Below are 22,517 nucleotides of genomic sequence, written 5' to 3'. Positions count from 1 at the left end.
CGCAGCCTCGGGGGCTCGGAGATGTGTTTTCGAGACAGCAAGTGCGCTCCTACAATCGGCTTGGGTTGTGTAGGAGCGCACTTGTGCGCGACCGCAACCCCGAGGGCACCGCTCCGTCAGGTTGTCGCGCACAGGGTGCGCTCCCACAGGATGGTCTCACCCTAGAAACGGACATCCAAACAAAAAGGGCGCTGCATCGCTGCAGCGCCCTTCGATGTTGCAGACGTCGAAACGTCAGCCGTGAAGCCTTACCAGATCTTCACCTGCTTGTCGGCCGGACGCACCATCGTGTCGCCAGGCTTGCACTGGAACGCCGTGGCGAAGGCTTCCATGTTCGACGGGGCGCCGATCGCGCGCAGCGAGGCCGGTGCGTGCGGGTCGGTGTTGAGGCGAAGCAGGGCTTCCTTCTCACGCACGCTGCCGCGCCACACGCGAGCCCAGTTCAGGAAGAAGCGCTGGTCTTCGGTATAGCCGTCGATCTTCTCGTTGGCTTCCTGCGGGTTCTTCTTCAAAGCTTCCTGCAGGGCGTCGTACGCCACGTTCAGGCCGCCCAGGTCGGCGATGTTCTCGCCGAGGGTCAGCTGGCCGTTGACGTGCGCATCCGGCTTGTCCTTGATCGGGGTGTAGTCGTTGAACTGCGCCACCAGCTTGGCGGTGCGAGCCTCGAACTTGGCCTTGTCGTCCTTGGTCCACCAGTTGACGTTGTTGCCTTCGCCGTCGAACTGGCTGCCTTCGTCGTCGAAGCCATGGCTGGCTTCGTGACCGATCACCGCACCGATACCGCCGTAGTTGATCGCGTCGTCGCCGTTGGCATAGAAGAACGGCGGCTGCAGGATCGCGGCCGGGAAGTTGATGGTGTTGTCGGTCGGGTTGTAATACGCGTTGACCGTCTGCGGGGTCATGCCCCACTCCTTGCGGTCGGTCGGCTTGCCGATCTTGCTCAGGTCGTACTGGTAGTTGAACTTGGCGGCGGCCATGACGTTGCCGTAGTAGTCGCCCTGCTTGATGTCCAGGCCCGACCAGTCACGCCACTTGTCCGGGTAGCCGATCTTCGGCAGGAACGTGTCCCACTTGGCGATGGCCTTTTCCTTGGTGGCGTCGCTCATCCAGTCGAGGTTCTGGATGCGTGCCTTCAACGCGTTGCGCACGTTGTCCACCAGCTCCTGCGCGCGCGGCTTGGCTTCCGGCGTGAACACCTTGGCCACGTACAGCTGGCCGAGGGCTTCACCCATCGACTCGTTCACGCCACCGAGCACGCGCTTCCAGCGCGGCTTCTGTTCCGGCTGACCGGACAGCGTGTGGTTGTAGAAGTCAAAGCGGGCGTCCTGGAAGGCCTTGCTCAGCAGCGGCGAGGCGTCGTCGATGGTGTGGACGCGCAGGTAAGCCTGCCACTGGTCCACCGGCGCCGAGGCCAGCAGCTTGTCGAATTCAGCAAAGAACTTCGGCTGCGACAGCGAGAAGCCCTTGTCGATGGTCACGCCCTGGGCCTTGAAGAAATCTTCCCAGTTGAAGTGCGGGGTGATCTTGTCCGCTTCCTTCACGGTCACGAAGTGGTACTGGTTTTCCGGGGTACGCAGTTCCACCGGCGCCAGCGAACCGGCAGCCAGCTGCGTTTCGAACGCGAGCACCTGGTCGGCCTGCTTCTTGGCATCGGCTTCGGACACGCCGGTCAGCTCAAGCACCTTGACCATGTGCGCGACGTAGGCATCGCGGATGTCCTTGTACTTGGCATCCGTGTAGTAGTCCTTGGTCGGCAGACCCAGGCCAGCCTGCTGGGTGAAGCCGATCTGCATCTTGGCGTCCTTGAAGTCCGCGCCGGAGCCGAACTGGAACACCTGCTGGTCACCCGTGGTGAAGTTCTGGGTGATGTAGTTGGCCACGTCCTTGTTGGACTTGAAGGCGGCAATGGCATCGAGCTTGGGCTTGATCGGGTCGAAGCCGGCCTTTTCGATGGCGTCGTCGTCCATGCCCGAGGCGTACAGGTAGCCGATCTTCTGCTCGATGGAGCCAGCCTGTGCATTGGCGGCGCCCTTGGCGGCGTCGTCGACGATCGAATGCTGGGTGTTGAGGCTGTCCTCGGCCAGCTTGTCGAACGCGCCCCAACGGCTGCGGTCGTTCGGGATCGGGTTGGCGGCAACCCACTTGCTGTTGACGAAACCGTTGAAGTCCTGACAGGCCTGGGTGTTGCTGTCCAGGTCGGCAATATCGAACACGCTCTTGGGCGCTGCGGCCGTCATGGCGGCGGTGCTGGCAGGGGCGGGCGCGGTGCTGCTGGCGGCCGGGGCCTGCGCGGCGTCTTCGTGCTTGCCGCAGGCGCTGAGCGACAGGGCCATGCTCACGGCGAGCGCGATGGGCTTCATATACGGTTTGGTCATGGATTTCCCTCTGTGGTTCGTGGATGGCTGCGCGCCATAAGGGGAGGCACCCCGTGAGCGCAAGGACGACAGGTCAGGCTAGGCCGCAAGTCATGGGGACAATAGTGTCAAAGGTCAGGGGCCAAAGGGATGGGGCGGTATCGGAAGTGAGGCTGGCCGGGCCTTCCAGCCCGACTCCCTCTCCCCTCCGGGGAGAGGGCTGGGGTGAGGGGCGGGTGCTCGCGGCAAGGCCATATTGATGCGATTGCCTGCCTCGCTTCTTCAAACACGAACCCAATAACGCCTCACAACGCATGCCGACCACCGCCATGTGCCAATCAAGCCACAACACACGTGCGACCACTGTCGCACGCCACAAATCGCAGGAAAATGCGCCGCCTGCTGTTATTCGCCTGTCACCTTGCGCGCCTATCGTTCGGCGAATCAGCGCTTGAGGGGAAGCGCTCCATCGCGACCGAAGGGAGCCCTCCATGCGAAACAACCTCGCAGTCTGCATTGCCGCGTGCGTTTTAAGCCTTTCCGCTGTTTCCCTCGCCCAACTTCCCGTGCACGCCGAAGCCGTTTCCGACCTCAGCCAGAACCATGGCGGTGGAAATGGGCCGGACGTCCATACGGCTACACCGATCAAGCATCTGGTGGTGATCTTCCAGGAGAACGTCTCCTTCGATCACTACTTCGGCACGTATCCCTTTGCTGCGAACGGCAAGGGCGAGCCGGTGTTCTATCCGCGCCCGTTCACCCCCAGCGTGAATGGCTACGACAAGAAACTGCTCACCAAGAATCCGAATGCGGCCAACAGCGGCAACGGTACGGGTGCGATCAATCCGTTCCGCCTGTCGCGCGCGCAGGCCGCGACGGCTGACCAGGATCACGACTACGGTCCGGAACAGCAGGCGTTCGACGGCGGCGCGATGGACCTGTTCCCCAAGTACACGGGTACTGGCGAAACGCTGCCGGGTGCACCGGCGGATGAAAACGGCACCGGCCAGGTGATGGGTTACTACGACGGCAACACCGTCACCGCCATGTGGAACTACGCGCAGTGGTTCGCGTTGAACGACAACAGCTACGGCACCACGTTTGGTCCGTCCACGCCGGGCGCGATCAACCTGGTGTCGGGCCAGACCAACGGCGTGACGGCCACGCTCAACGGCACCGCGAATGAAATCGCCGACGGCCAGGGTGGCCTGACCTTGATCAGCGATGCCGATCCGATCGGCGACGTGTGCTCCTCGCCCAGCGGCAACCAGGTGCAGTTCGGCGGCAAGAACGTGGGCGATCTGCTCAACGCGGCCGGCGTGACGTGGGGCTTCTTCGAAGGCGGCTTCGACCTGACGCAGGTGAACAGCAACAACACCACGGGTTGCGCACGCACCACGCTATCCACCGTCACCAACACGGTTAAGGCTGATTACATCCCGCATCACCAGCCGTTCCAGTACTACACCTCCACCGCCAACCCGACGCATGCGCGTCCGACCTCGGTGGCGATGATCGGCCACCAGGGCGATGCGGCGAACCACCAGTACGACACGAACGACTTCTACACCGCGGTGAAGGCGGGCAATTTCCCGGCCGTGAGCTTCCTCAAGGCGCCGGGCTACCAGGATGGTCACGCTGGTTATTCCGATCCGCTGGACGAGCAGCAGTTCATCGTGCACGTGATCAACTTCCTGCAGCAGCAGCCGGACTGGAAAGAAACAGCCGTGGTCATTGCGTATGACGACTCCGATGGCTGGTACGACCACCAGGCGGCGCCGCGCGTGAACGCTTCCAGCACCACGGCCGATGCGCTCGATGGCGCCGGCGTGTGCAAGGCACACGGCACGCTCGCGGGCACCAACAGCAAGGGTCAGCCGGTACAGGGCCGTTGCGGCTTTGGCCCGCGTCTGCCGCTGCTGGTGATTTCGCCGTGGTCGCGCAGCAACCATGTCGATCACACGCAGACGGACCAGTCGTCGATCACGCGCTTCATCGAGGACAACTGGCTGCGTGGCGAGCGCATCGGTGGCGGTTCGTTCGATGCGGTGTCCGGTTCGCTGAACTCGATGTTCGATTTCTACCAGCCGTTCCCCGAGCAGCGTCACCTGATCCTCGACGAGTCCACCGGCCAGCCGGTGAAGCAGCCCTCGCCGTGGCCGTGGCCCTGGTCGAGCCGTCCGCAACCGCATCACGGTTGATCGGTCAGCATGTTCGCACGCCCCGGACCTGGGTCCGGGGCGTTTCCTTTTTTCCACGGAGGCGGTGAACCTTGCATCCCTCACGTCGTCGATTTCTTCAGGGCATGGGCTGGCTGGCGGGTACAGGTGCGTTGCGCGCCTTCGCCGGACCCATGCACATGGCCATGCAACCCATGGCCAAGGGCAAAAGCCTTTGCACGCACGCCATTGCGGACCAGCTCACGGTGCCGCGCTTGCTTGATCCTTCGCGGCTGGCACCGTTCGTCGATCCGCTGCCGCTACCGGACGTGCTGCATGCGAAAGCAGGAGCCACGTTGCGCATCGCCATGCAGGAAAGCGAGCAGCGACTGCATCGCGATCTCGCGCCATCGCGTGTATGGACATACGGCAAGACCATGCCCGGTCCCACCATTGAGGCGCGCAGCGGCGAGGCGGCTCACGTGGAATGGGTCAACAGCCTGCCGCAAAAACATTTCCTGCCGATTGATCATCACATCTGCGGCGCCGAAGCCGACAAGCCCGAAGTGCGCGGCGTGGTGCATGTGCATGGCGCGCGCGTGCCGGCAACAGACGATGGCTACCCCACCGACTGGTTCGTGCCCGGACAGTCAAAGCGGCAGACCTACCCCAACAAGCAGGACGCAGCGACGCTGTGGTACCACGACCACACCATGGGCATCGAACGGCTGAATCTCTACGCCGGCCTGTTTGGCATGTATCTGCTGCGCGACGAACACGAACTGTCGCTTGGCCTGCCGAGCGGCGAGTTCGAGGTGCCGTTGATCCTGACCGATCGCCTGCTCACCGAAAGCGGGCAGCTCTACTACCCGGTATCCGGGGTGAGCGACGCGCCGTGGGTGCCGGAGGTGTTCGGCAACGTGATGTTGGTGAATGGCGCGCTGATGCCGTATCTGAATGTGCAGCCGAGGCGCTATCGCTTTCGCGTGTTGAACGCGGCGAACGGTCGTTTCTTTCATTTGAGCCTGCGAGGCCAGCGCCCCTTTACGCAGATCGGCAGTGATCAGGGACTGCTCGCAGCACCGGTGCAACAGACGAGTCTGTTCCTGGCGCCGGGCGAGCGCGCGGATCTCATCGTGGACTTTGCAGGGCTGGGTGGTGGCGCCATTGAGCTGATGAGCGATGCGTTGTCGCTGATGCAGTTCAAGGTGTCTGCCGGGCAGGCGTCCGACACCAGTCACGTTCCCGAAAAACTGCGTGATGTGCCGCGCGTGGCCGAATCTGCCGCCAGCAACACGCGCGTGCTCACCATTGATGAGTATGCCGACTGCGTTTCCACGCCCATGTTGATGCTGCTTGATGGAAAGCATTGGCATGAGCCGGTGAGCGAGAAGCCCAGGCTGGGCAGCACCGAGATCTGGAGCTTCGTGAACCTCACCGAGGACACGCATCCCATCCATCTTCACCTGGTGCGATTCCAGATCCTGGATCGGCGTCCGTTCGATGTGGATCAATACCTGGAATCGAAGACGATTCGATACACCGGCCCTGCGCAACCGCCGCCGGCGCATGAGGCTGGCTGGAAAGACACGGCGCAGGTCTACCCCGGGATGATCACGCGCTACATCATCACGTTTGAAGGCTACACGGGCCGGTATGTGTGGCATTGCCACCTGTTGGAGCATGCATCCAACGAGATGATGCGGCCGTTTGAAGTGGTGGCTTGAGGCGAAGAGCGGTCGCGCCCAAGTGCGCTCCTACAACGCGTTACATTCACTGTAGGAGCGCACTTGTGCGCGACGGGCAACGCGAAATGCTCGGAACTACAGTCGCTCTAACGTCGCCGCACACCGCTTCATAAAACGACGAGGCTGCCTGATTTCATTCGGAATCCCGAGCGGCATCACGCAGCGAGGCAGGCGGAGCCGGCAAGGTATCGGGCGCCACCGCGCCACCGGAAATGATGAAAGCCATGGCCTGGTCCATGGTCCAGTCGGTGGGCGTGAGTTCGTCCACCGCCACCACTTCCAGGTAGCCGCCGGTCGGGTTGGGCGTGGTGGGAATATAGACCGCTGCCATTTCGCGCCCCGTGCCTTCTTCCGTCATCACGCGCGTGACGAAACCCACCACCTTCATGCCCTTGCGCGGAAAATCGATCACCACCACGCGCTGCACGCCGGACGGCTTCTGCTGCAGCACGGCCATCAGCTTCTTGGTGCCGCCATAAATGGTCTGCACCAGCGGGATGCGGGCGAGCAGGGCATCGAAGCCGTCGATCAAGCGCTGGCCGATCACGCGATTGGCCAGCCAGCCGAGCACGTACAGCACGCCCAGCGTCAACATCAGCGCGATCACGAAGGTGATCCACGCGTTGTTGAGTGCAACACCGGCCAGCGGCGTGGTGGAGGACAGCGTGGTGAGCAGTGCGGAGGCGAGTGGCGCACCGATGCCCGCGAGCATGCTCAGCACGAACTTGAACACCACCCACGTCACCCACAGCGGAATGAACGTGAGCAGGCCGGTAAACAGATAACGCTTGATGCGCAGGTGCTTCATGGGGACATGCCGGGTGGGGGACTCGGCATTGTATGGCCAGAAGCGTCCTTCGTCGGGCTGCCCGGCTTTCGACGTGAAAGATCAGGCTGCGCTGGTTTGGCGTTCCTCGACCGATTCCGTGCGCGCCTTCGGCTTGAGTCGCACGTACAGCTGCTTGCGCACGCGGGCGACCACTTCGCCGCTTCGGGTCACGACATCCACGTCGAACCAGCGCAGCACTTTTTCGCCGCCGGCAGCGGCATCCCGCAATTCCTGCACGACGGACGGTTCCAGCTTGAAGTGCGCGTAGACGTCTTCACGCCCCGGCGCCACGAAGTCGATCGCGCCGGCCTTGTCCCAGATGAAGTAGTCGTTGCCCAGCTGGTGCATGGTCAGCAGCATCCAGAACGGATCGGTCATGGCAAACAGGTTGCCGCCGAACTGGGTGCGCACGTAGTTGCGGTTCCATGGGCGCAGACGCAGTGCCACGCTCAACTCGGACCAGTCTTCCGACACGTGCTGCACGCGGATGCTGTTGAACAGAAACGGCGGCCACAGGTTCATGAGGCGGCGGAAAGTGGATGCGCGCATAGGGCAGGGGATCGGCGAAAGAACGCATAGCATACCATACGGTTGCGTATGTTTGCCGCCGATGGCTAAAAATGCCGCTTCTTCGCACCGCGTTTATCACTGTTTCATACAGTCTCGCGGGTCGCTCGCCGCGAACGTCGAACACGCGGCAGCCCCCTGGCATGCGTTGATCCCGGCGCCTCCATCCGCATCGCGTGCGGCGCTGCCGCGTGGGTCGGTTTGGGGTGGTGCGTTACAATAGCGGGCTGAAGGCGCGGGCTTGGTCGCGCAACGGCGTACATGCGCCGATGTCCGCCTGCTGCCCGTCGAAGGTCACAGCAAGGGTTGCCCACATCATGAATAACGCCTACCGCCAATCCCTCCCCGGCACGTCGCTGGACTATTTCGACGCGCGCGCCGCCGTGGAAGCGATCCAGCCGGGCGCCTACGACGCGCTGCCGTACACCTCGCGCGTGCTTGCCGAGAACCTGGTGCGCCGCTGCGATCCGGCCATCCTCACCGACTCGCTCAAGCAGCTCATCGAACGCAAGCGCGATCGCGATTTCCCGTGGTTCCCGGCGCGCGTGGTGTGCCATGACATTCTTGGCCAGACCGCGCTGGTGGATCTGGCTGGCCTGCGTGATGCCATTGCCGAGCGCGGTGGCGACCCGGCCAAGGTGAATCCGGTAGTGCCGGTGCAGTTGATCGTCGACCACTCGCTGGCGGTGGAATGCGGCGGTTTCGATCCGAATGCGTTCACGAAGAATCGCGCCATTGAAGATCGCCGCAACGAAGACCGCTTCCACTTCATCAACTGGACGAAGAAGGCGTTCGAGAACGTCGACGTGATTCCGCCGGGCAACGGCATCATGCACCAGATCAACCTGGAGAAAATGTCGCCGGTAATTCAGGTGCAGGAGGGTGTGGCGTATCCCGACACCTGCGTGGGCACCGACAGCCACACGCCGCACGTGGACGCGCTGGGCGTCATCGCCATCGGCGTGGGCGGCCTGGAAGCGGAGAACGTGATGCTCGGCCGCGCCTCGTGGATGCGCCTGCCGGACATCATCGGCGTGGAACTCACCGGCAAGCGCCAGCCGGGCATCACGGCGACGGACATCGTGCTCGCACTCACCGAATTCCTGCGCAAGGAAAAGGTGGTTGGCGCCTATCTGGAGTTCCGTGGCGAAGGCGCGTCCAGCCTCACGCTGGGCGATCGCGCGACCATTTCCAACATGGCGCCCGAATATGGCGCAACCGCGGCGATGTTCTTCATCGACAGCCAGACCACCGATTACCTGCGCCTTACCGGCCGCAGCGACGAGCAGGTGAAGCTGGTCGAAACCTATGCAAAGACCGCGGGCTTGTGGGCCGACACGCTGGATCACGCGCAGTACGAGCGCACGCTGACGTTTGACCTGTCGTCGGTAGTGCGCAACATGGCCGGCCCGTCGAATCCGCACAAGCGCTTGCCGACGTCCGACTTGGCGGAGCGCGGCATCGCCGTGAACCTCGACGCCGCGCAGGCGCAGGAGGCCAAGGGCCAGATGCCCGATGGCGCGGTGATCATCGCCGCCATCACCAGCTGCACCAACACCAGCAACCCGCGCAACGTGATCGCTGCAGCACTGCTCGCGCGCAACGCGAATGCGCGCGGCCTGACGCGCAAGCCGTGGGTGAAGAGCTCGCTGGCGCCGGGCTCCAAGGCGGTGCAGCTGTACCTCGAAGAAGCAAACCTGCTGCCGGATCTGGAAAAGCTCGGCTTCGGCATCGTCGCGTTCGCCTGCACCACGTGCAATGGCATGTCGGGCGCGCTCGATCCCAAGATCCAGCAGGAAATCATCGACCGCGACCTGTATGCGACGGCGGTGCTTTCCGGCAACCGCAACTTTGATGGCCGCATCCACCCGTACGCCAAGCAGGCGTTCCTCGCGTCGCCGCCGCTGGTGGTTGCCTACGCCATCGCAGGCACCATCCGTTTCGACATCGAGAAGGACGTGCTCGGCATCGATGCCCACGGCCAGCCCGTCACGCTCAAGGACATCTGGCCGTCGGATGAGGAAATCGACGCCATCGTGTCGTCCAGCGTGAAGCCGGAGCAGTTCCGCAAGGTCTACGATCCGATGTTCGCGCGCACCGGCAGCACCGGCACCAGCGCCGCGCCGCTGTACGACTGGCGCGCGCAGAGCACCTACATTCGTCGCCCGCCGTATTGGGAAGGTGCGCTGGCAGGTGAGCGCACGCTCCAGGGCATGCGTCCGCTGGCCGTGCTCGGCGACAACATCACCACCGATCACCTGTCGCCGTCGAACGCGATCCTGCTCGACAGCGCGGCCGGCGAATACCTCGCCAAGATGGGCCTGCCGGAAGAGGACTTCAATTCATACGCAACGCACCGCGGCGACCATCTCACGGCGCAGCGGGCCACCTTTGCCAATCCCACCCTGCTCAACGAAATGGCGGTGGTGAATGGCGAGGTGAAGAAGGGTTCGCTCGCACGCGTGGAGCCGGAAGGCGAAGTGATGCGCATGTGGGAAGCGATCGAGACTTACATGGATCGCAAGCAGCCGCTGATCGTGATCGCCGGCGCTGACTATGGCCAGGGTTCGTCGCGTGACTGGGCGGCGAAGGGCGTGCGCCTGGCGGGCGTGGAAGCGATTGCGGCCGAAGGCTTCGAGCGCATTCATCGCACCAACCTGATTGGCATGGGTGTGTTGCCGCTGGAGTTCAAGCCGGGAACCAACCGCAAGACGCTTGGCATCGATGGCACCGAAACCTTCGACGTGATCGGCAAGCGCACGCCGCGCGCGGATCTCACGCTGGTCATTCATCGCAAGAATGGCGAACGCGTGGACGTGCCGGTGACCTGCCGCCTCGACACGGCCGAAGAAGTGTCGATCTACGAAGCGGGTGGCGTGCTGCAGCGTTTCGCGCAGGACTTCCTCGAAGCCTCCCAGGCGGCCTGATGACGCCGTGCCCTCTCTTTTGATCGTCATTCCTGCGAAAGCAGGAATCCAGTGACCCTCGAATCTTGCCGAAAGGGCAAAGTCGCTGGATTCCCGCTTTCGCGGGAATGACGGGCAGGGTGAGGGCGCTGCAACGCTTTGTGTAATCGCATACCGAGTTTAGGACACCACCCATGGCACACGCTCCCCAGATCCGCATCCCCGCCACCTATCTCCGCGGCGGCACCAGCAAAGGTGTGTTCTTCCGACTGCAGGATTTGCCCGAAGCGGCGCAGGTGCCCGGCGCAGCGCGCGATGCGCTGCTGCAGCGTGTGATTGGCAGTCCCGATCCTTACGGCAAGCAGATCGATGGCATGGGCGGCGCCACGTCCAGCACCAGCAAGACGGTGATCGTCTCCAGGAGCACGCGCCCGGATCACGATGTGGATTACCTGTTCGGCCAGGTTGCCATCGACAAGGCGTTCGTGGACTGGAGCGGCAACTGCGGCAATCTCTCGGCTGCGGTCGGGCCGTTCGCCATTGCAGGCGGCCTGGTGGATGCGGCGCGCGTGCCGCACGACGGCATGGCGACGGTGCGCATCTGGCAGGCGAACATCGGCAAGACCATCATTGCCCATGTGCCGATGACGAAGGGCGCCGTGCAGGAAACCGGCGATTTCGAACTGGATGGCGTCACGTTTCCCGCAGCCGAAGTGCAGCTGGAATTCATGGACCCGGCCGCGGACGAAGAGGGCGCCGGCGGCGCCATGTTCCCCACGGGGAACATCGTCGACGACCTGGATGTGCCAGGCGTGGGCACGCTCAAGGCCACGATGATCAATGCGGGCATTCCCACGATCTTCGTGGACGCCTCTGCGATCGGCTACACGGGCACGGAACTTCAGGAAGCCATCAACAGCGATGCCAAGGCGCTGGCGATGTTTGAAACCATTCGCGCGCATGGTGCGTTGCGCATGGGGCTGATCAACTCGCTCGACGAGATCGCCACGCGCCAGCACACGCCCAAGGTGGCCTTCGTCGCGAAGCCTGCCGACTACGTGGCGTCGAGTGGCAAGCCGGTGAAGGCGGGTGACATCGATCTGCTGGTGCGCGCCATGTCGATGGGCAAGCTGCATCACGCCATGATGGGTACGGCGGCGGTGGCCATCGGCACCGCGGCGGCGATCCCCGGCACGCTGGTGAACCTGGCGGCTGGCGGTGGCGAGCGTCAGGCGGTGCGGTTTGGCCATCCATCCGGCACGCTGCGCGTGGGTGCCGAGGCTACGTTGGTGGACGGCACCTGGGCCGTGACCAAGGCCATCATGAGCCGCAGCGCGCGCGTATTGATGGAAGGCTGGGTGCGCGTGCCGGGCGACGCGGTCTGATGCCTGCCGGCTAGCCGGCGCGTGGCTCGGGCCCCTTGAACGGAGGTTGCCCGAAAGAAAGCGCGAAAATGCCACGCGCCGCCCTCCCTCTCCCGTAATTCCGTGCCTATACTCCGCCGCAGCGAGGGCGCGAGGGGCGCCGCGCCACAGGGGGAGAAAATGAGAAAGGGAATCCGGCGCGCAGCGTTCTGCGCGTTTAGCGTGTTGTCGTACCCGTTGCTGGCCTCGGAAGTTTCGTTCGAGGACCTGGCGCGTCACATGCAGTACACCAGTGTGAAGATCTCGCCGGACGGCCGGCATATTGCGGCGACCACGATGGTCAAGGACAAGCCGCTGCTGGCGCTCATTGACCTGGATACCAAGAAAGGCGCCATGGTGACGCCTCGCGATAACGATCAGGTCGTCAATTTCTGGTGGGTAAACGACAACCGCGTTGTCTATACCGAAGGCACGAAGGTTTCCGGCTGGGATCGTCCGTTCACCACCGGCGAGATCTTCGCCGTGAATGCGGATGGCACCAATCCGAAGATTCTCTTTGGCTATCGTGCGGGCGAAAGCCATGTGGCCACGCACATCCAGCATCAGGAAGGGGAGCGCGCTCACGGTGAAGTCATCGCCACGGTGCGCAGCGATCCCAAGCACATCCTTATCGCCGAGTCGCCCTGGGACACCGGTGCGGAGGGCGCTTTCAGCGATATCTACCTGCTGGACGTCAATGACGGCGCCAAGCAACCGCTGGGCAAGGCGCCGTTTCGCAATGCCAGTTTCATAAGGGACAACCAGGGAGCAGTGCGCTTTGCCGAAGGCCTGGACAGCCACGCCAGTCCAGTCGTGTATTACCGGCAGGCCAACGACAAGCCTTGGACGCTGCTGTTCCAGGGTTCGATCACACAGGCGGTGCCGCTGCCTCTGGCTTTCAATCGAGACGACAGCAAGGTTTTCATGTCGTGCGATGCACCAGGCAAGGTAGACGCGCTGTGCGAGTGGGATGTTGCTACCCAGAAGATGGGCGAACCCGTCTGGAGCAGTTCCACCGTCGAGATCAGCCGGCTTATGGCCAGCCTTGATGGCATGGATGTCGTGGGTGTCTATTCCGACCCGGGTGCGCCAACCGCCGAGGCATTCGTGCCGGGTTCCGACGCCATGAAGGTGATCAGCTCGCTGTCGCGCTCGTTGCCGGGCGAAAGCGTGCGCATCGTGTCGAGCTCGAGCGATGGCAGCAAATCGATCGTGCTGGCTTTTTCGTCCATGGACCCGGGCACGTACTACCTGTGGGACAACACCACCGGCAAGGCGACGGCACTGTTGCAGCGCGCAAGCTGGATTGATCCCAACAAGATGGCCGCTGCACAGCCGGTTGAATTCAAGGCGCGCGACGGCCTGCCGCTTCATGGCTATCTCAGCATGCCGCCAGGCAAAGAGGAGGCGAAGCATCTTCCGCTGGTGATGTTCATCCATGGCGGCCCCTTTGGCATTCGCGACTACTGGGAGTACGACTCCACCGTGCAGGCGCTTGCCACTCATGGTTATGCCGTGCTCCAGGTGAACTATCGAGGCTCAGGTGGCTATGGCGGCGGCTTCATGCATGCCGGTTACAACGAATGGGGCGGCAAGATGCAGGATGACGTTACCGACGCGACGCAATGGGCGATCAATCAGGGCATCACCATGCCCGGTCACGTGTGCATCTTCGGCGCCAGCTACGGCGGATACGCGGCGCTGGAAGGCGTGATGAAGGAGCCTGACCTCTATCGTTGCGCCATCGGCTACGTGGGTGTCTATGACCTGCCATTGATGCTGAGTCGGGGCGATGGCTCCGACAGCACCATGGCCAGGAACTTCTGGCGATCCACCCTGGGCAACGATGAGCAGGCATTGGCGGCCCATTCCCCGGTAAACCAGGTGGATCGACTGAAAGCCAGTGTCATGCTGATCGCAGGCGGCCAGGACGTCCGCGTTCCGCCGGTGCACGCACAGAACATGCGCGCTGCGCTCGACAAGCGAGGAATCGGCTATGAGTGGCTCTATAAGCCCGATGAAAGCCACGGTTTCTACGACGAGAAGAACAATGCCGAATTGTTCCTGCGCGTCACGCAGTTCCTCGATCGCCAGATCGGCACGGGTGCCGCGGGTGGCTCGGTAGCAGCCGGCTCGCCGTAATCAACACTGTCCGGCATCACCCTTGCGGTGATGCCGGCTTTTACGCAAATCAGAACAACAACGACGCCATGCGGCGACGGTAACGGCCGACCAGTTCGGCGTCGTCCAGCGTGGCAAACGCGGCCAGCAGGCGTTTCTTGGCCTGGCCGTCGTTCCAGTCGCGGGCCTTTTCAAGAATGGCCAGGAACTGGTCCAGCCCGGCGGCGGCGTCATCCTCAAGGAGCAGGCGCACGCCCAGCAGGTCGCGCGCGGCCCAGTCGTTGGCGTCGGCCTGCACGCGCTGCTGGAGCTCGGGCAGCGACGGTGCGCCCTTGAGGGCACGGGCCAGATCCAGCTGGTTGCGCAGGCGAACGGCGCGCGCGTCCGTGGCCAGGTTGGCGGGCAGGGAGGTGAGTTCCGCCTCGGCGGCGTCCGCGTTGCCGGCACGCATCAGTGCCAGCGCAAGATCGAGCTTGAGTTCCGCGCGGTCCGGCTCGGCGGCGATGGCCTGCTGGATACGGTTGATGGCTTCTTCCGGGGATTCCGGGGCGACTTCTTCGTCATTTGCGGCACCGTCCAGCGGCTGCACGTGACGCTGAAGGAATTCGCGCAGCTGGCCTTCGGGCAGGGCACCGGCGAAGCCGTCGACGATCTGGCCGTCCTTCACCAGCATCACGGTGGGTATGCTGCGTATGCCGAACATGCCCGCCAGTTGCTGGGACTTGTCCACGTCGACCTTGGCCAGCCGGAAGGCGCCGTTGAACTCGGCGGCCAGCTTTTCCAGCATGGGGCCCAGCGTCTTGCAGGGGCCACACCATTCGGCCCAGAAATCGACCAGGATCGGCGTGGTCAGCGAGGCCTGCAGCACTTCGGCTTCGAAATTGTCCTCGCGCACGTCAAAAACATGCGTATCGGCGGTCGTTGCACTCACTGGGGGCTCCCGTTGACGAATGCCCTTCACATCAGGGCGTCGGTCAGCATATCAAGGTCGCAAGCTCTTCCGGAGCGGCTCTGCCAGGGTTCAGCGAACCTGCCTGACCGTGCCCTATCGGCGTCGACACGGATATTTGCGAAAATCCCCCCATGACCATGCCATCGCAAGGCATCAAACCCGCCATCGCTCCTCCCACGCTGTGGATTTGCGAGCACTGCGACACGGTATACCGGCGTCGCAAGCTGGCTCGTGGCGAAGTGGCGCGCTGCCAGCGCTGCGATGCCATTCTCGCCCGTCACCACAGCCTGACGGTGCGCGGCATGCTGGCGTTGACCATCACGGCGATGATCGCCTTTGTGCAGGCCAATATCTGGCCCATCGTTACGCTCGGGCTCAACGGCCAGATGATCAGCACCACGCTGTGGGGTTGCCTGGTGATGATGTGGCGCGAGCAGGCGCAGGTGGTGGCCGTCATTGCTGCCCTGACCTTGTTCTTCTTTCCCATCATCAAGATGGGGGCCCTGTTCTGGGTGCTGGCTTATGCCCGCAACGGGCGGCGAGCACCGGGGTTTCGCTGGGTCATGGTGATGCTCTACCGGGTGGGGCCGTGGACGATGAGCGAGGTGTTCGTGCTGGGCGCGCTGGTGGCCATCGTGAAGGCGCACATGTACTTCGAAGTACAACCGAACCCGGGCATCTTCGCGTACGGCGTGCTGATGCTGATCATTACTGCGTTCTCCAGCATCGACATCCGTCGCCTGTGGGACCTCACCGAGGAGCGCATGGCATGAGTGACTTGCCGCGAGCGCAGGATCTGGGCCTCATCGGCTGCCACGTATGCCGCATGGTGTGCCGTGACATCGGCGCGCCGGACGCCGCGTGTCCGCGTTGCGGTTCGCCGCTGCACAAGCGCAAGTCGGCCAGCTACACGCGCACGTGGGCGCTGCTGATCGCGGCCTTCATGTTCTACCTGCCCGCCAACATCCTTCCCATCATGCGCACGGTGAGCCTGGGCGATGTCGATGACAACACGATACTCAGCGGCATCATCGAGTTGTGGGTGAAGGGATCGCCGGACCTGGCCGTCATCGTCTTCACGGCCAGCATCGTCGTGCCCATGCTGAAATTCATCGCGCTGGGCCTGTTGCTGATCAGTTCGCAACGCCATAGCCAGTGGGCGCAGCGGCAGCGGTCCAAGCTTTACCGGCTGGTAGAGTTCATCGGTTATTGGTCGATGCTGGACGTGTTCGTGGTGGCGCTGCTTACGGCGCTGGTGCAGTTCGGTTTCTTCAGCCAGGTGGCGCCCCTGCCTGGTGTGGTGTTCTTCGGGCTCACGGTGGTGATTACCATGCTCGCCTCGATGACGTTCGATCCACGTTTGATCTGGGATGGCAGGGACTTCGATGACTGACGACAAAAAGCTCACGGAAGACCTTCCCGAGCCGGTGGTGAGCAAGCCGCGCATCAATGCGTCGCTGGTGTGGCTGGTGCCCGTCATCGCCGCGTTGGTCGGCCTGTCGCTGGTAATCCATGCGTGGTACGAGGCCGGCCCGACCATCAACATCGGCTTCCAGAGCGCCGAAGGCCTGGACCCGGGCAAGACGCCGGTGAAGTACAAGAGCGTGATCATCGGACGCGTGACTGCCGTGCGCCTGAGCGAAGACCGTTCGCACGTGGTCGCCCGCGTCGCGCTGGAAAAGAGCGCCAGGGGCTTCGCCACGGCCGACACGCGCTTCTGGGTGGTGCGTCCGCGCATCGGCCTGGGTGGTGTTTCGGGCATCGACACGCTGCTTTCCGGTGCCTTCATTGGCGCGGATGTCGGCCAGTCGCAGGAACCCAAGGACGACTTCGTTGGCCTGGAAACGCCGCCGACCGTGACGCACGGTTCGCCCGGCAAGACCTTCGATCTCCATTCCGATGACCTGGGCTCGCTGGATATCGGCTCGCCCGTGTACTACCGCCGCATCCAGGTGGGCCGTGTGTCGTCCTATCACCTCAACAAGGATGGCAAGGGCGTCACGCTGCAGATCTTCCTGGATGCACCCAACGACCAGTTCGTCACCACCTCGTCGCGCTTCTGGAACGCCAGCGGCATCGACGTGTCGCTCGGTGCCGACGGCCTGAAGGTCAACACGCAGTCGCTGGCCACCGTGCTTGCCGGCGGCGTGGCCTTCCAGGACCCGCCGGGCCCGCACGATGCGACCAAGGCGCAGGAGAACGACGCGTTCACCCTGTTCAACGACCAGGCCACCGCGATGGCGCCGCCCGATGGCGAGCCGCGCTACATCCGCATGCGCTTCAACCAGCCGGTGCGTGGCATGGCGGTGGGCGCGCCGGTGGAATTCCTTGGCGTGTCGTTCGGCCGGGTGGTGTCGATCAACCTCGATTTCGACGAGAAGTCGCAAACCTTCTCCACGCTCGTGGGTGCCGTGGTGTATCCGGCACGACTGGGCAAGGCCAACGACAAGCTGGTGGCGCTGGCCAAGGCGCAGGGCGACGACGAGCAGATGTCGCAGATGCTGGGCAAGCTGGTCGATCGCGGCCTGCGCGCGCAGGCGCGCACCGGCAACCTGCTGACGGGCCAGCTCTACATCGCCATGGATTTCCTGCCCAAGGCGCCGAAGGTGGAGTTCGATGGTCGCGCCAGGCCGCTGGAGATTCCGCCGGCGCCGGGTGACTTCGACAAGATCCAGGAACAGATCGCCGACATCGTGGCGAAGATCCAGAAGGTGCCGTTCGACCAGATCGGCAACAACCTCAACGATTCGCTGGTCGAGCTCCACAAGACCTTGCAGCAGGTCAACGGCAGCGTGCTGCCGGAAGTGAAGACGACCTTGCAGGGCGCGCAGAAGACGCTTGGCAACGCCAACAACACCTTCGCGCCTGACTCGCAGCTGCAGCAGAACCTGGGTGGCACCTTGCAGGAACTGCAGCGCGCGGCACGTTCGCTGCGCGTGCTGACCGATTACCTCGGCGACCATCCGGATGCGCTGTTGCGTGGTCGTCGTGCCGACAACGACAAGCCGTCGCAGGCACCGCCGCTGCCTCCGCCGCAGGACGCACCGTCACAAGGGAGCAAGCCATGAGCCGCTGGGGAACGCTGAATCTGGCCGTCGCCACGTTGGCGCTGGTGCTGGGAGCCTGCGGCTCGGCACCGCCGACCCACTACTACACGCTGGTGCCGCCGGCAGGTGGCGCCGCCACGGTCGCGCCCACCGCCCAGCCGTTCCAGGTCGAACTGTTGCCCATCACCGTTCCTGCCCAGGTCGATCAGCCCGCGATGGTGGTGAGGCAGGGCGGGCAGGGCGTGTCCGTGATGCAGGGACAGCGCTGGATTGCCCCGCTGGCTGACGAAGTGCGTGGCGCGTTGTCGGCGGACCTGGCGCGGGATTTCCGTGCCCAGGACGTGACGGGGCTGCCTTCGCAGGGCAACGGCGTGCGCATCAAGATCGACCTTCGCCGTTTCGATTCCGTGCCAGGCAGCTATGCCTACATCGATGCGGCCTGGAGCGTGCGCCCCCTCAAGGGTGGCGAGCCGTTGGCTTGCACCAGCCGCATCAGCGAAACCGTGGGCGAAGGGTACGACGCCCTGGTGCAAGGGCATCAGCAGGCCATCAACCGGCTGGCCGGGCAGATTGGCGTCGTGGCCGGCGCCATGGCGGCTGGTCAGGGCGCCCGCTGCCCCGAGATTTAACCGTTACCGATGCTGTAGGAGCGCACTTGGGCGCGACCGCCGCACCCTTTGTTGGGGCGGTCGCGCCCAAGTGCGCTCCTACAGGAATGCCCGGCGGGAGCCGCTTTTTGGCGCGGAGCACCCCCCAATTCTGCTAGTCTGCCCCGTTCCCAGCTGACCATCGGAAAGCCCGGTGGCAGCCCGCAAACTTACGGCGCCGGACACATGCAGGATGAGAGTCTGTATTCATATTCCAAGTACCTCGCGTTGCGTTTGAGAAGCCGCCAGGGGGGAGTGCGTGGTGCAGCGTCTGCCTGGCTGGCAGACCAAACCGCGCGCTGCCGTCTGGCGGCTTCTCAAACGCAACCCTTCGGGCCGGGGCTGTTTGCCCACACGCCCGCGTCATCACTCAGTTACGTATCGACATACGCGCCTTCGCTCTTCCTTGCCCTGCGGGCAAACAGCTTCCGGCGCGAGGCACTTGGAATATGAATACAGACTCTATGGATCAAGGTAACCAGGACCAGGGCAACGAGCAGGGCTACCAGCCGCAAGCGCTGGAAACCGCCGCTCAGACGTATTGGCGTGAGCACCACGCCTATGAGGTGAAGGAAGATCCTTCGCGGCCCAAGTTCTACTGCCTTTCCATGCTCCCGTATCCGTCCGGTGCACTGCACATGGGCCATGTGCGCAACTACACCATCGGCGACGTGATCAGCCGTTACCAGCGCATGCAGGGCAAGAACGTCTTGCAGCCGATGGGCTGGGACGCGTTCGGTCTGCCCGCCGAAAACGCCGCGATCAAGAACAAGACCGCGCCGGCCAAGTGGACCTACCAGAACATCGAGCACATGCGCGCCCAGCTGCAGCGCATGGGCTTCGCGTACGACTGGACCCGTGAATTCGCCACCTGTCGCCCGGACTACTACCGCTGGGAACAGTTGATGTTCACGCGGTTGATGAAGAAGGGCATGGCCTACCGCAAGAACGCGGTGGTGAACTGGGACCCGGTGGACCAGACCGTGCTCGCCAACGAACAGGTGGTCGATGGCCGCGGCTGGCGTTCCGGCGCGCTGGTGGAAAAGCGCGAGATCCCGCAGTGGTTCTTGAAGATCACCGACTACGCGCAGGAACTGCTCGACGGCCTGGACACGCTGCCGGGCTGGCCGGATGCGGTGAAGACCATGCAGCGCAACTGGATCGGCCGCTCGGAAGGCCTGGAAATCCACTTCGACGTGGAAGGCGAGAGCGAACCGCTCACCGTCTTCACCACGCGTCCCGACACGCTGATGGGCGTCACCTTCATCTCCATTGCGGGCGAGCATCCGCTGGCGATCAAGGCGGCGCAGGACAATGCACAGCTCGCCACGTTCCTTGAAGAGCTCAAGCACGGTGGCGTCTCCGAAGCCGAACTGGAGACGCAGGAAAAGCGCGGCATGGATACCGGCATCGAAGCCATCCATCCGCTCACCGGCGAGAAGATCCCGGTGTTCGTCGCCAACTTCGTGCTGTGGGGTTACGGCACCGGCGCCGTCATGGCCGTGCCGGGCCACGATCAGCGCGATTGGGAATTTGCCAGGAAATACAGCCTGCCGATCAAGATGGTGGTGGTCGATCGCGCCGTGCTCGATGCCGTGGCCGAGATCCAGCACGATTTGTCCAAGGGTGTTGGCGCCGATCCCATGCGCGCCGCGCTGGACGGCGGCAGCATGGATGCGTACGAGACTTCCGCGGCGGTGCAGCTCATCGAGTCGATCGAGGCGAGCATCCAGGAGGACAGCGCCTTCACCGATCGCGGCTACCTGGTGAACTCGGGCGAATTCGACGGCATGGATTACAGCCAGGCATTCGAAGCCATGGCTGCGCGCTTCCAGCGGGAAAACAAGGGCGTGCGTCGCGTGAACTGGCGCCTGCGCGATTGGGGCGTGAGCCGCCAGCGTTACTGGGGCTGCCCGATTCCCGTCATCTACTGCGCCAAGTGCGACGCGGTACCGGTGCCGGAAGACCAGCTGCCGGTCGTGCTGCCGGAAGACGTCGCGTTCTCCGGCGTGCAGTCGCCGATCAAGGCCGATCCCGAGTGGCGCAAGACCACCTGCCCGCAGTGCGGCGGCCCGGCCGAGCGCGAAACCGACACGTTCGACACCTTCATGGAGTCGAGCTGGTACTACGCGCGCTACACCAGCCCGGGCGCCAACGATCAGGTCGACGAGCGCGCCAACTACTGGCTGCCGGTGGACCAGTACATCGGCGGCATCGAGCACGCGATCCTGCATCTGCTGTACTTCCGCTTCTATCACAAGCTGATGCGCGACGCGGGCCTGGTGAAGGCCGACGAGCCGGCCACCAACCTGCTGTGCCAGGGCATGGTGATCGCCGAAACGTTCTATCGCGACAACGCCGACGGTTCGAAGGATTGGATCAATCCGGCGGACGTGGAAATCGAGCGCGACGACAAGGCGCGCGTGATCGGTGCGCGCTCCAAGAGCGACGGTGAGCCGGTGAAGATCGGTGGCACCGAGAAGATGTCCAAGTCCAAGAACAACGGCATCGATCCACAGGCCATGGTGGACAAGTACGGCGCCGACACGGTGCGCCTGTTCTCCATGTTCGCCGCGCCGCCGGAACAGTCGCTGGAATGGAGCGAGGCCGGTGTGGAAGGCATGGCACGTTTCCTGCGCCGCTTCTGGCGCGAAGTGACCACGCATGCGGCCAACCCGGACCATCCGGTGACCGATCCGGCCGCGCTCGACGCCGGCCAGAAGACGCTGCGCCGCCAGGTACACGAAACCATCCAGAAGGTGAGCGACGACTTTGGTCGCCGTCACTCCTTCAACACGGCCATCGCTTCGTTGATGGAACTGCTCAACGCGCTCAACAAGTTCAACGACCAGAGCGACCAGGGCCGCGCCGTGCGTCATGAAGCGCTGGAAGCGATGGTGCTGCTGCTCAATCCGGTGGTGCCGCACGTGAGCCATGCGTTGTGGCAGGTGCTGGGCCACCCGGCATCCGTGCTGGAAGATCAACCCTGGCCGATCGTGGACAGCGCCGCGCTGGTGCGCGACTCGCTCACGCTGGCCGTGCAGGTGAACGGCAAGTTGCGCGGTACCATCGAGGTGGCCGCCAACGCATCGAAGGAAGAGGCCGAAGCACTGGCCCTTGCGCAACCGAACGTCGCCGCCTTCCTGGAAGGCCAGACCGTGCGCAAGGTGATCGTGGTGCCGGGCAAGATCGTCAACATCGTCGCGGGATGAATTGCATGAGCCGAGTGTTCAAAGCTTCGCTGCTGTTGATGTCCAGCCTTTCGCTGGCCGCGTGTGGATTCCACCTGCGCCAGAACGTGGCGTTGCCGCCGACGATGCAGAGGGTGCACGTCAATTCGCCGAATGTTGACTTGCAGCGCGGCGTGTCGCGCGCGCTGGCGGCGTCGGGTGTCACGGTCGAAGACAAGGCCGGTGTCGGCATTGCCGAACTCAATATTCCCGTGGCGAACTTCAGTACCGACACGTTGACGGTCAATGGCCAGGCGCGCGTCACCGAGTACACGGTGCGTTACGACGTGCAGTTCGACGTGAAGGACGGCACGGGCCAGCCGCTGATGCCGCACCAGAGCATTCACCTGGAACGCGAATTCAGCTACGACGCGACCAATACCATTGGTACGCAGGCGCAGGTGGATGCGATCCATGGAAGCCTCAACGACGACACGGTGCAGGCCATCCTGTTCCGACTGCAGGCTGCTGGCCGCCATCCGGGCCAGACGGCCGCTGCGGCCGCCGCGCAGGATGCGCAGCCGGCGTCGTCCAGCAGCACGCACTGATCGCAT

The 22,517-nt window shown here is 63.7% G+C and carries 15 protein-coding genes; 11 read left to right on the top strand and 4 right to left on the bottom strand.

Going from position 1 to position 22,517, the window contains the following annotated elements; genetic code table 11:
* Positions 1-248 precede the first annotated feature (248 nt).
* Complete coding sequence (locus DK366_RS06765) at positions 249-2,375, bottom strand: M13-type metalloendopeptidase (RefSeq protein WP_109124788.1); 2,127 nt, start codon at positions 2,373-2,375, stop codon at positions 249-251.
* Between the two features lie 470 nt (positions 2,376-2,845).
* Here DK366_RS06765 and DK366_RS06760 point away from each other — a divergent pair, with 470 nt between their 5' ends.
* Both DK366_RS06760 and DK366_RS06755 read left to right on the top strand, forming a co-directional pair.
* Positions 2,846-4,555 carry an alkaline phosphatase family protein gene (locus DK366_RS06760; protein ID WP_109124787.1) on the top strand — a complete coding sequence of 570 codons (1,710 nt, stop codon included), beginning with the start codon at positions 2,846-2,848 and terminating at the stop codon, positions 4,553-4,555.
* A 71-nt stretch (positions 4,556-4,626) separates the two neighbouring features.
* A complete protein-coding gene (locus DK366_RS06755; protein ID WP_232820943.1) occupies positions 4,627-6,240 on the top strand; it encodes a multicopper oxidase in 1,614 nt (537 codons plus the stop codon).
* Between the two features lie 154 nt (positions 6,241-6,394).
* Here the strand turns inward: DK366_RS06755 and DK366_RS06750 are convergent, their stop codons facing one another.
* On the bottom strand, positions 6,395-7,069 hold the full coding sequence (locus DK366_RS06750) for a DUF502 domain-containing protein (RefSeq protein WP_109124785.1): 675 nt from the start codon (positions 7,067-7,069) through the stop codon (positions 6,395-6,397).
* Positions 7,070-7,150: 81 nt separating this feature from the next.
* Complete coding sequence (locus DK366_RS06745; RefSeq protein ID WP_109124784.1) at positions 7,151-7,639, bottom strand: DUF4442 domain-containing protein; 489 nt, start codon at positions 7,637-7,639, stop codon at positions 7,151-7,153.
* Positions 7,640-7,974: 335 nt separating this feature from the next.
* On the opposite strand from DK366_RS06745, the gene acnD reads away from it, so the two are divergent.
* From acnD to DK366_RS06730, 3 genes are all read left to right on the top strand, one after another.
* Positions 7,975-10,584: a Fe/S-dependent 2-methylisocitrate dehydratase AcnD gene (acnD, locus tag DK366_RS06740; RefSeq protein WP_198651457.1), complete on the top strand. Its 2,610-nt coding sequence runs from the start codon at positions 7,975-7,977 to the stop codon at positions 10,582-10,584.
* A gap of 173 nt (positions 10,585-10,757) precedes the next feature.
* On the top strand, positions 10,758-11,948 hold the full coding sequence (gene prpF, locus DK366_RS06735; RefSeq protein WP_109124783.1) for a 2-methylaconitate cis-trans isomerase PrpF: 1,191 nt from the start codon (positions 10,758-10,760) through the stop codon (positions 11,946-11,948).
* 159 nt (positions 11,949-12,107) lie between these two features.
* On the top strand, positions 12,108-14,108 hold the full coding sequence (locus DK366_RS06730; RefSeq protein ID WP_109124782.1) for an alpha/beta fold hydrolase: 2,001 nt from the start codon (positions 12,108-12,110) through the stop codon (positions 14,106-14,108).
* A 49-nt stretch (positions 14,109-14,157) separates the two neighbouring features.
* On the opposite strand, the gene trxA is transcribed toward DK366_RS06730, so the two are convergent.
* Positions 14,158-15,018, bottom strand: coding sequence for a thioredoxin (trxA, locus tag DK366_RS06725; RefSeq protein WP_109124781.1), 861 nt, complete (start codon positions 15,016-15,018; stop codon positions 14,158-14,160).
* Between the two features lie 152 nt (positions 15,019-15,170).
* Here trxA and DK366_RS06720 point away from each other — a divergent pair, with 152 nt between their 5' ends.
* The 6 genes from DK366_RS06720 (at position 15,171) to lptE (ending at position 22,511) form a co-directional block, all read left to right on the top strand.
* Positions 15,171-15,812 (top strand): paraquat-inducible protein A, encoded by a 642-nt coding sequence (locus DK366_RS06720; RefSeq protein ID WP_109124780.1) that lies wholly within the window; start codon positions 15,171-15,173, stop codon positions 15,810-15,812.
* The gene (locus tag DK366_RS06715; protein ID WP_109124779.1) at positions 15,809-16,432 is read left to right on the top strand and encodes a paraquat-inducible protein A; all 624 of its coding nucleotides are present in this window, start codon (positions 15,809-15,811) and stop codon (positions 16,430-16,432) included. Before DK366_RS06720 ends, DK366_RS06715 begins: the two co-directional genes overlap by 4 nt.
* Entirely contained in the window at positions 16,425-18,107 is a 1,683-nt protein-coding gene (locus tag DK366_RS06710) for an MlaD family protein (RefSeq protein WP_109124778.1), read from the top strand. The genes DK366_RS06715 and DK366_RS06710 overlap by 8 nt, the downstream gene beginning before the upstream one ends.
* Positions 18,104-18,715 carry a PqiC family protein gene (locus DK366_RS06705; RefSeq protein ID WP_109124777.1) on the top strand — a complete coding sequence of 204 codons (612 nt, stop codon included), beginning with the start codon at positions 18,104-18,106 and terminating at the stop codon, positions 18,713-18,715. The genes DK366_RS06710 and DK366_RS06705 overlap by 4 nt, the downstream gene beginning before the upstream one ends.
* 467 nt (positions 18,716-19,182) lie before the next feature.
* A complete protein-coding gene (leuS, locus tag DK366_RS06700; protein WP_232820942.1) occupies positions 19,183-21,945 on the top strand; it encodes a leucine--tRNA ligase in 2,763 nt (920 codons plus the stop codon).
* Positions 21,946-21,950: 5 nt separating this feature from the next.
* The gene (gene lptE / locus DK366_RS06695; RefSeq protein WP_198651456.1) at positions 21,951-22,511 is read left to right on the top strand and encodes an LPS assembly lipoprotein LptE; all 561 of its coding nucleotides are present in this window, start codon (positions 21,951-21,953) and stop codon (positions 22,509-22,511) included.
* Positions 22,512-22,517 lie beyond the last annotated feature (6 nt).

Origin of the sequence: Dyella sp. C11 (assembly GCF_003121485.1) — a bacterium.
Lineage (GTDB): Bacteria > Pseudomonadota > Gammaproteobacteria > Xanthomonadales > Rhodanobacteraceae > Dyella.
The sequence above is the reverse complement of the archived record's forward strand: the minus strand, read 5'-3'. Positions and strand labels throughout refer to the sequence as shown.

Coding starts and splice junctions, on each gene's coding strand:
- prpF (WP_109124783.1), top strand. CDS start 10,758: ATGGCACACGCTCCCCAGATCCGCATCCCCGCCACCTATCTCCGCGGC.
- DK366_RS06715 (WP_109124779.1), top strand. CDS start 15,809: ATGAGTGACTTGCCGCGAGCGCAGGATCTGGGCCTCATCGGCTGCCAC.
- acnD (WP_198651457.1), top strand. CDS start 7,975: ATGAATAACGCCTACCGCCAATCCCTCCCCGGCACGTCGCTGGACTAT.
- DK366_RS06730 (WP_109124782.1), top strand. CDS start 12,108: ATGAGAAAGGGAATCCGGCGCGCAGCGTTCTGCGCGTTTAGCGTGTTG.
- leuS (WP_232820942.1), top strand. CDS start 19,183: ATGAATACAGACTCTATGGATCAAGGTAACCAGGACCAGGGCAACGAG.
- DK366_RS06720 (WP_109124780.1), top strand. CDS start 15,171: ATGACCATGCCATCGCAAGGCATCAAACCCGCCATCGCTCCTCCCACG.
- DK366_RS06745 (WP_109124784.1), bottom strand. CDS start 7,639: ATGCGCGCATCCACTTTCCGCCGCCTCATGAACCTGTGGCCGCCGTTT.
- lptE (WP_198651456.1), top strand. CDS start 21,951: ATGAGCCGAGTGTTCAAAGCTTCGCTGCTGTTGATGTCCAGCCTTTCG.
- DK366_RS06710 (WP_109124778.1), top strand. CDS start 16,425: ATGACTGACGACAAAAAGCTCACGGAAGACCTTCCCGAGCCGGTGGTG.
- DK366_RS06705 (WP_109124777.1), top strand. CDS start 18,104: ATGAGCCGCTGGGGAACGCTGAATCTGGCCGTCGCCACGTTGGCGCTG.
- DK366_RS06760 (WP_109124787.1), top strand. CDS start 2,846: ATGCGAAACAACCTCGCAGTCTGCATTGCCGCGTGCGTTTTAAGCCTT.
- DK366_RS06750 (WP_109124785.1), bottom strand. CDS start 7,069: ATGAAGCACCTGCGCATCAAGCGTTATCTGTTTACCGGCCTGCTCACG.
- DK366_RS06765 (WP_109124788.1), bottom strand. CDS start 2,375: ATGACCAAACCGTATATGAAGCCCATCGCGCTCGCCGTGAGCATGGCC.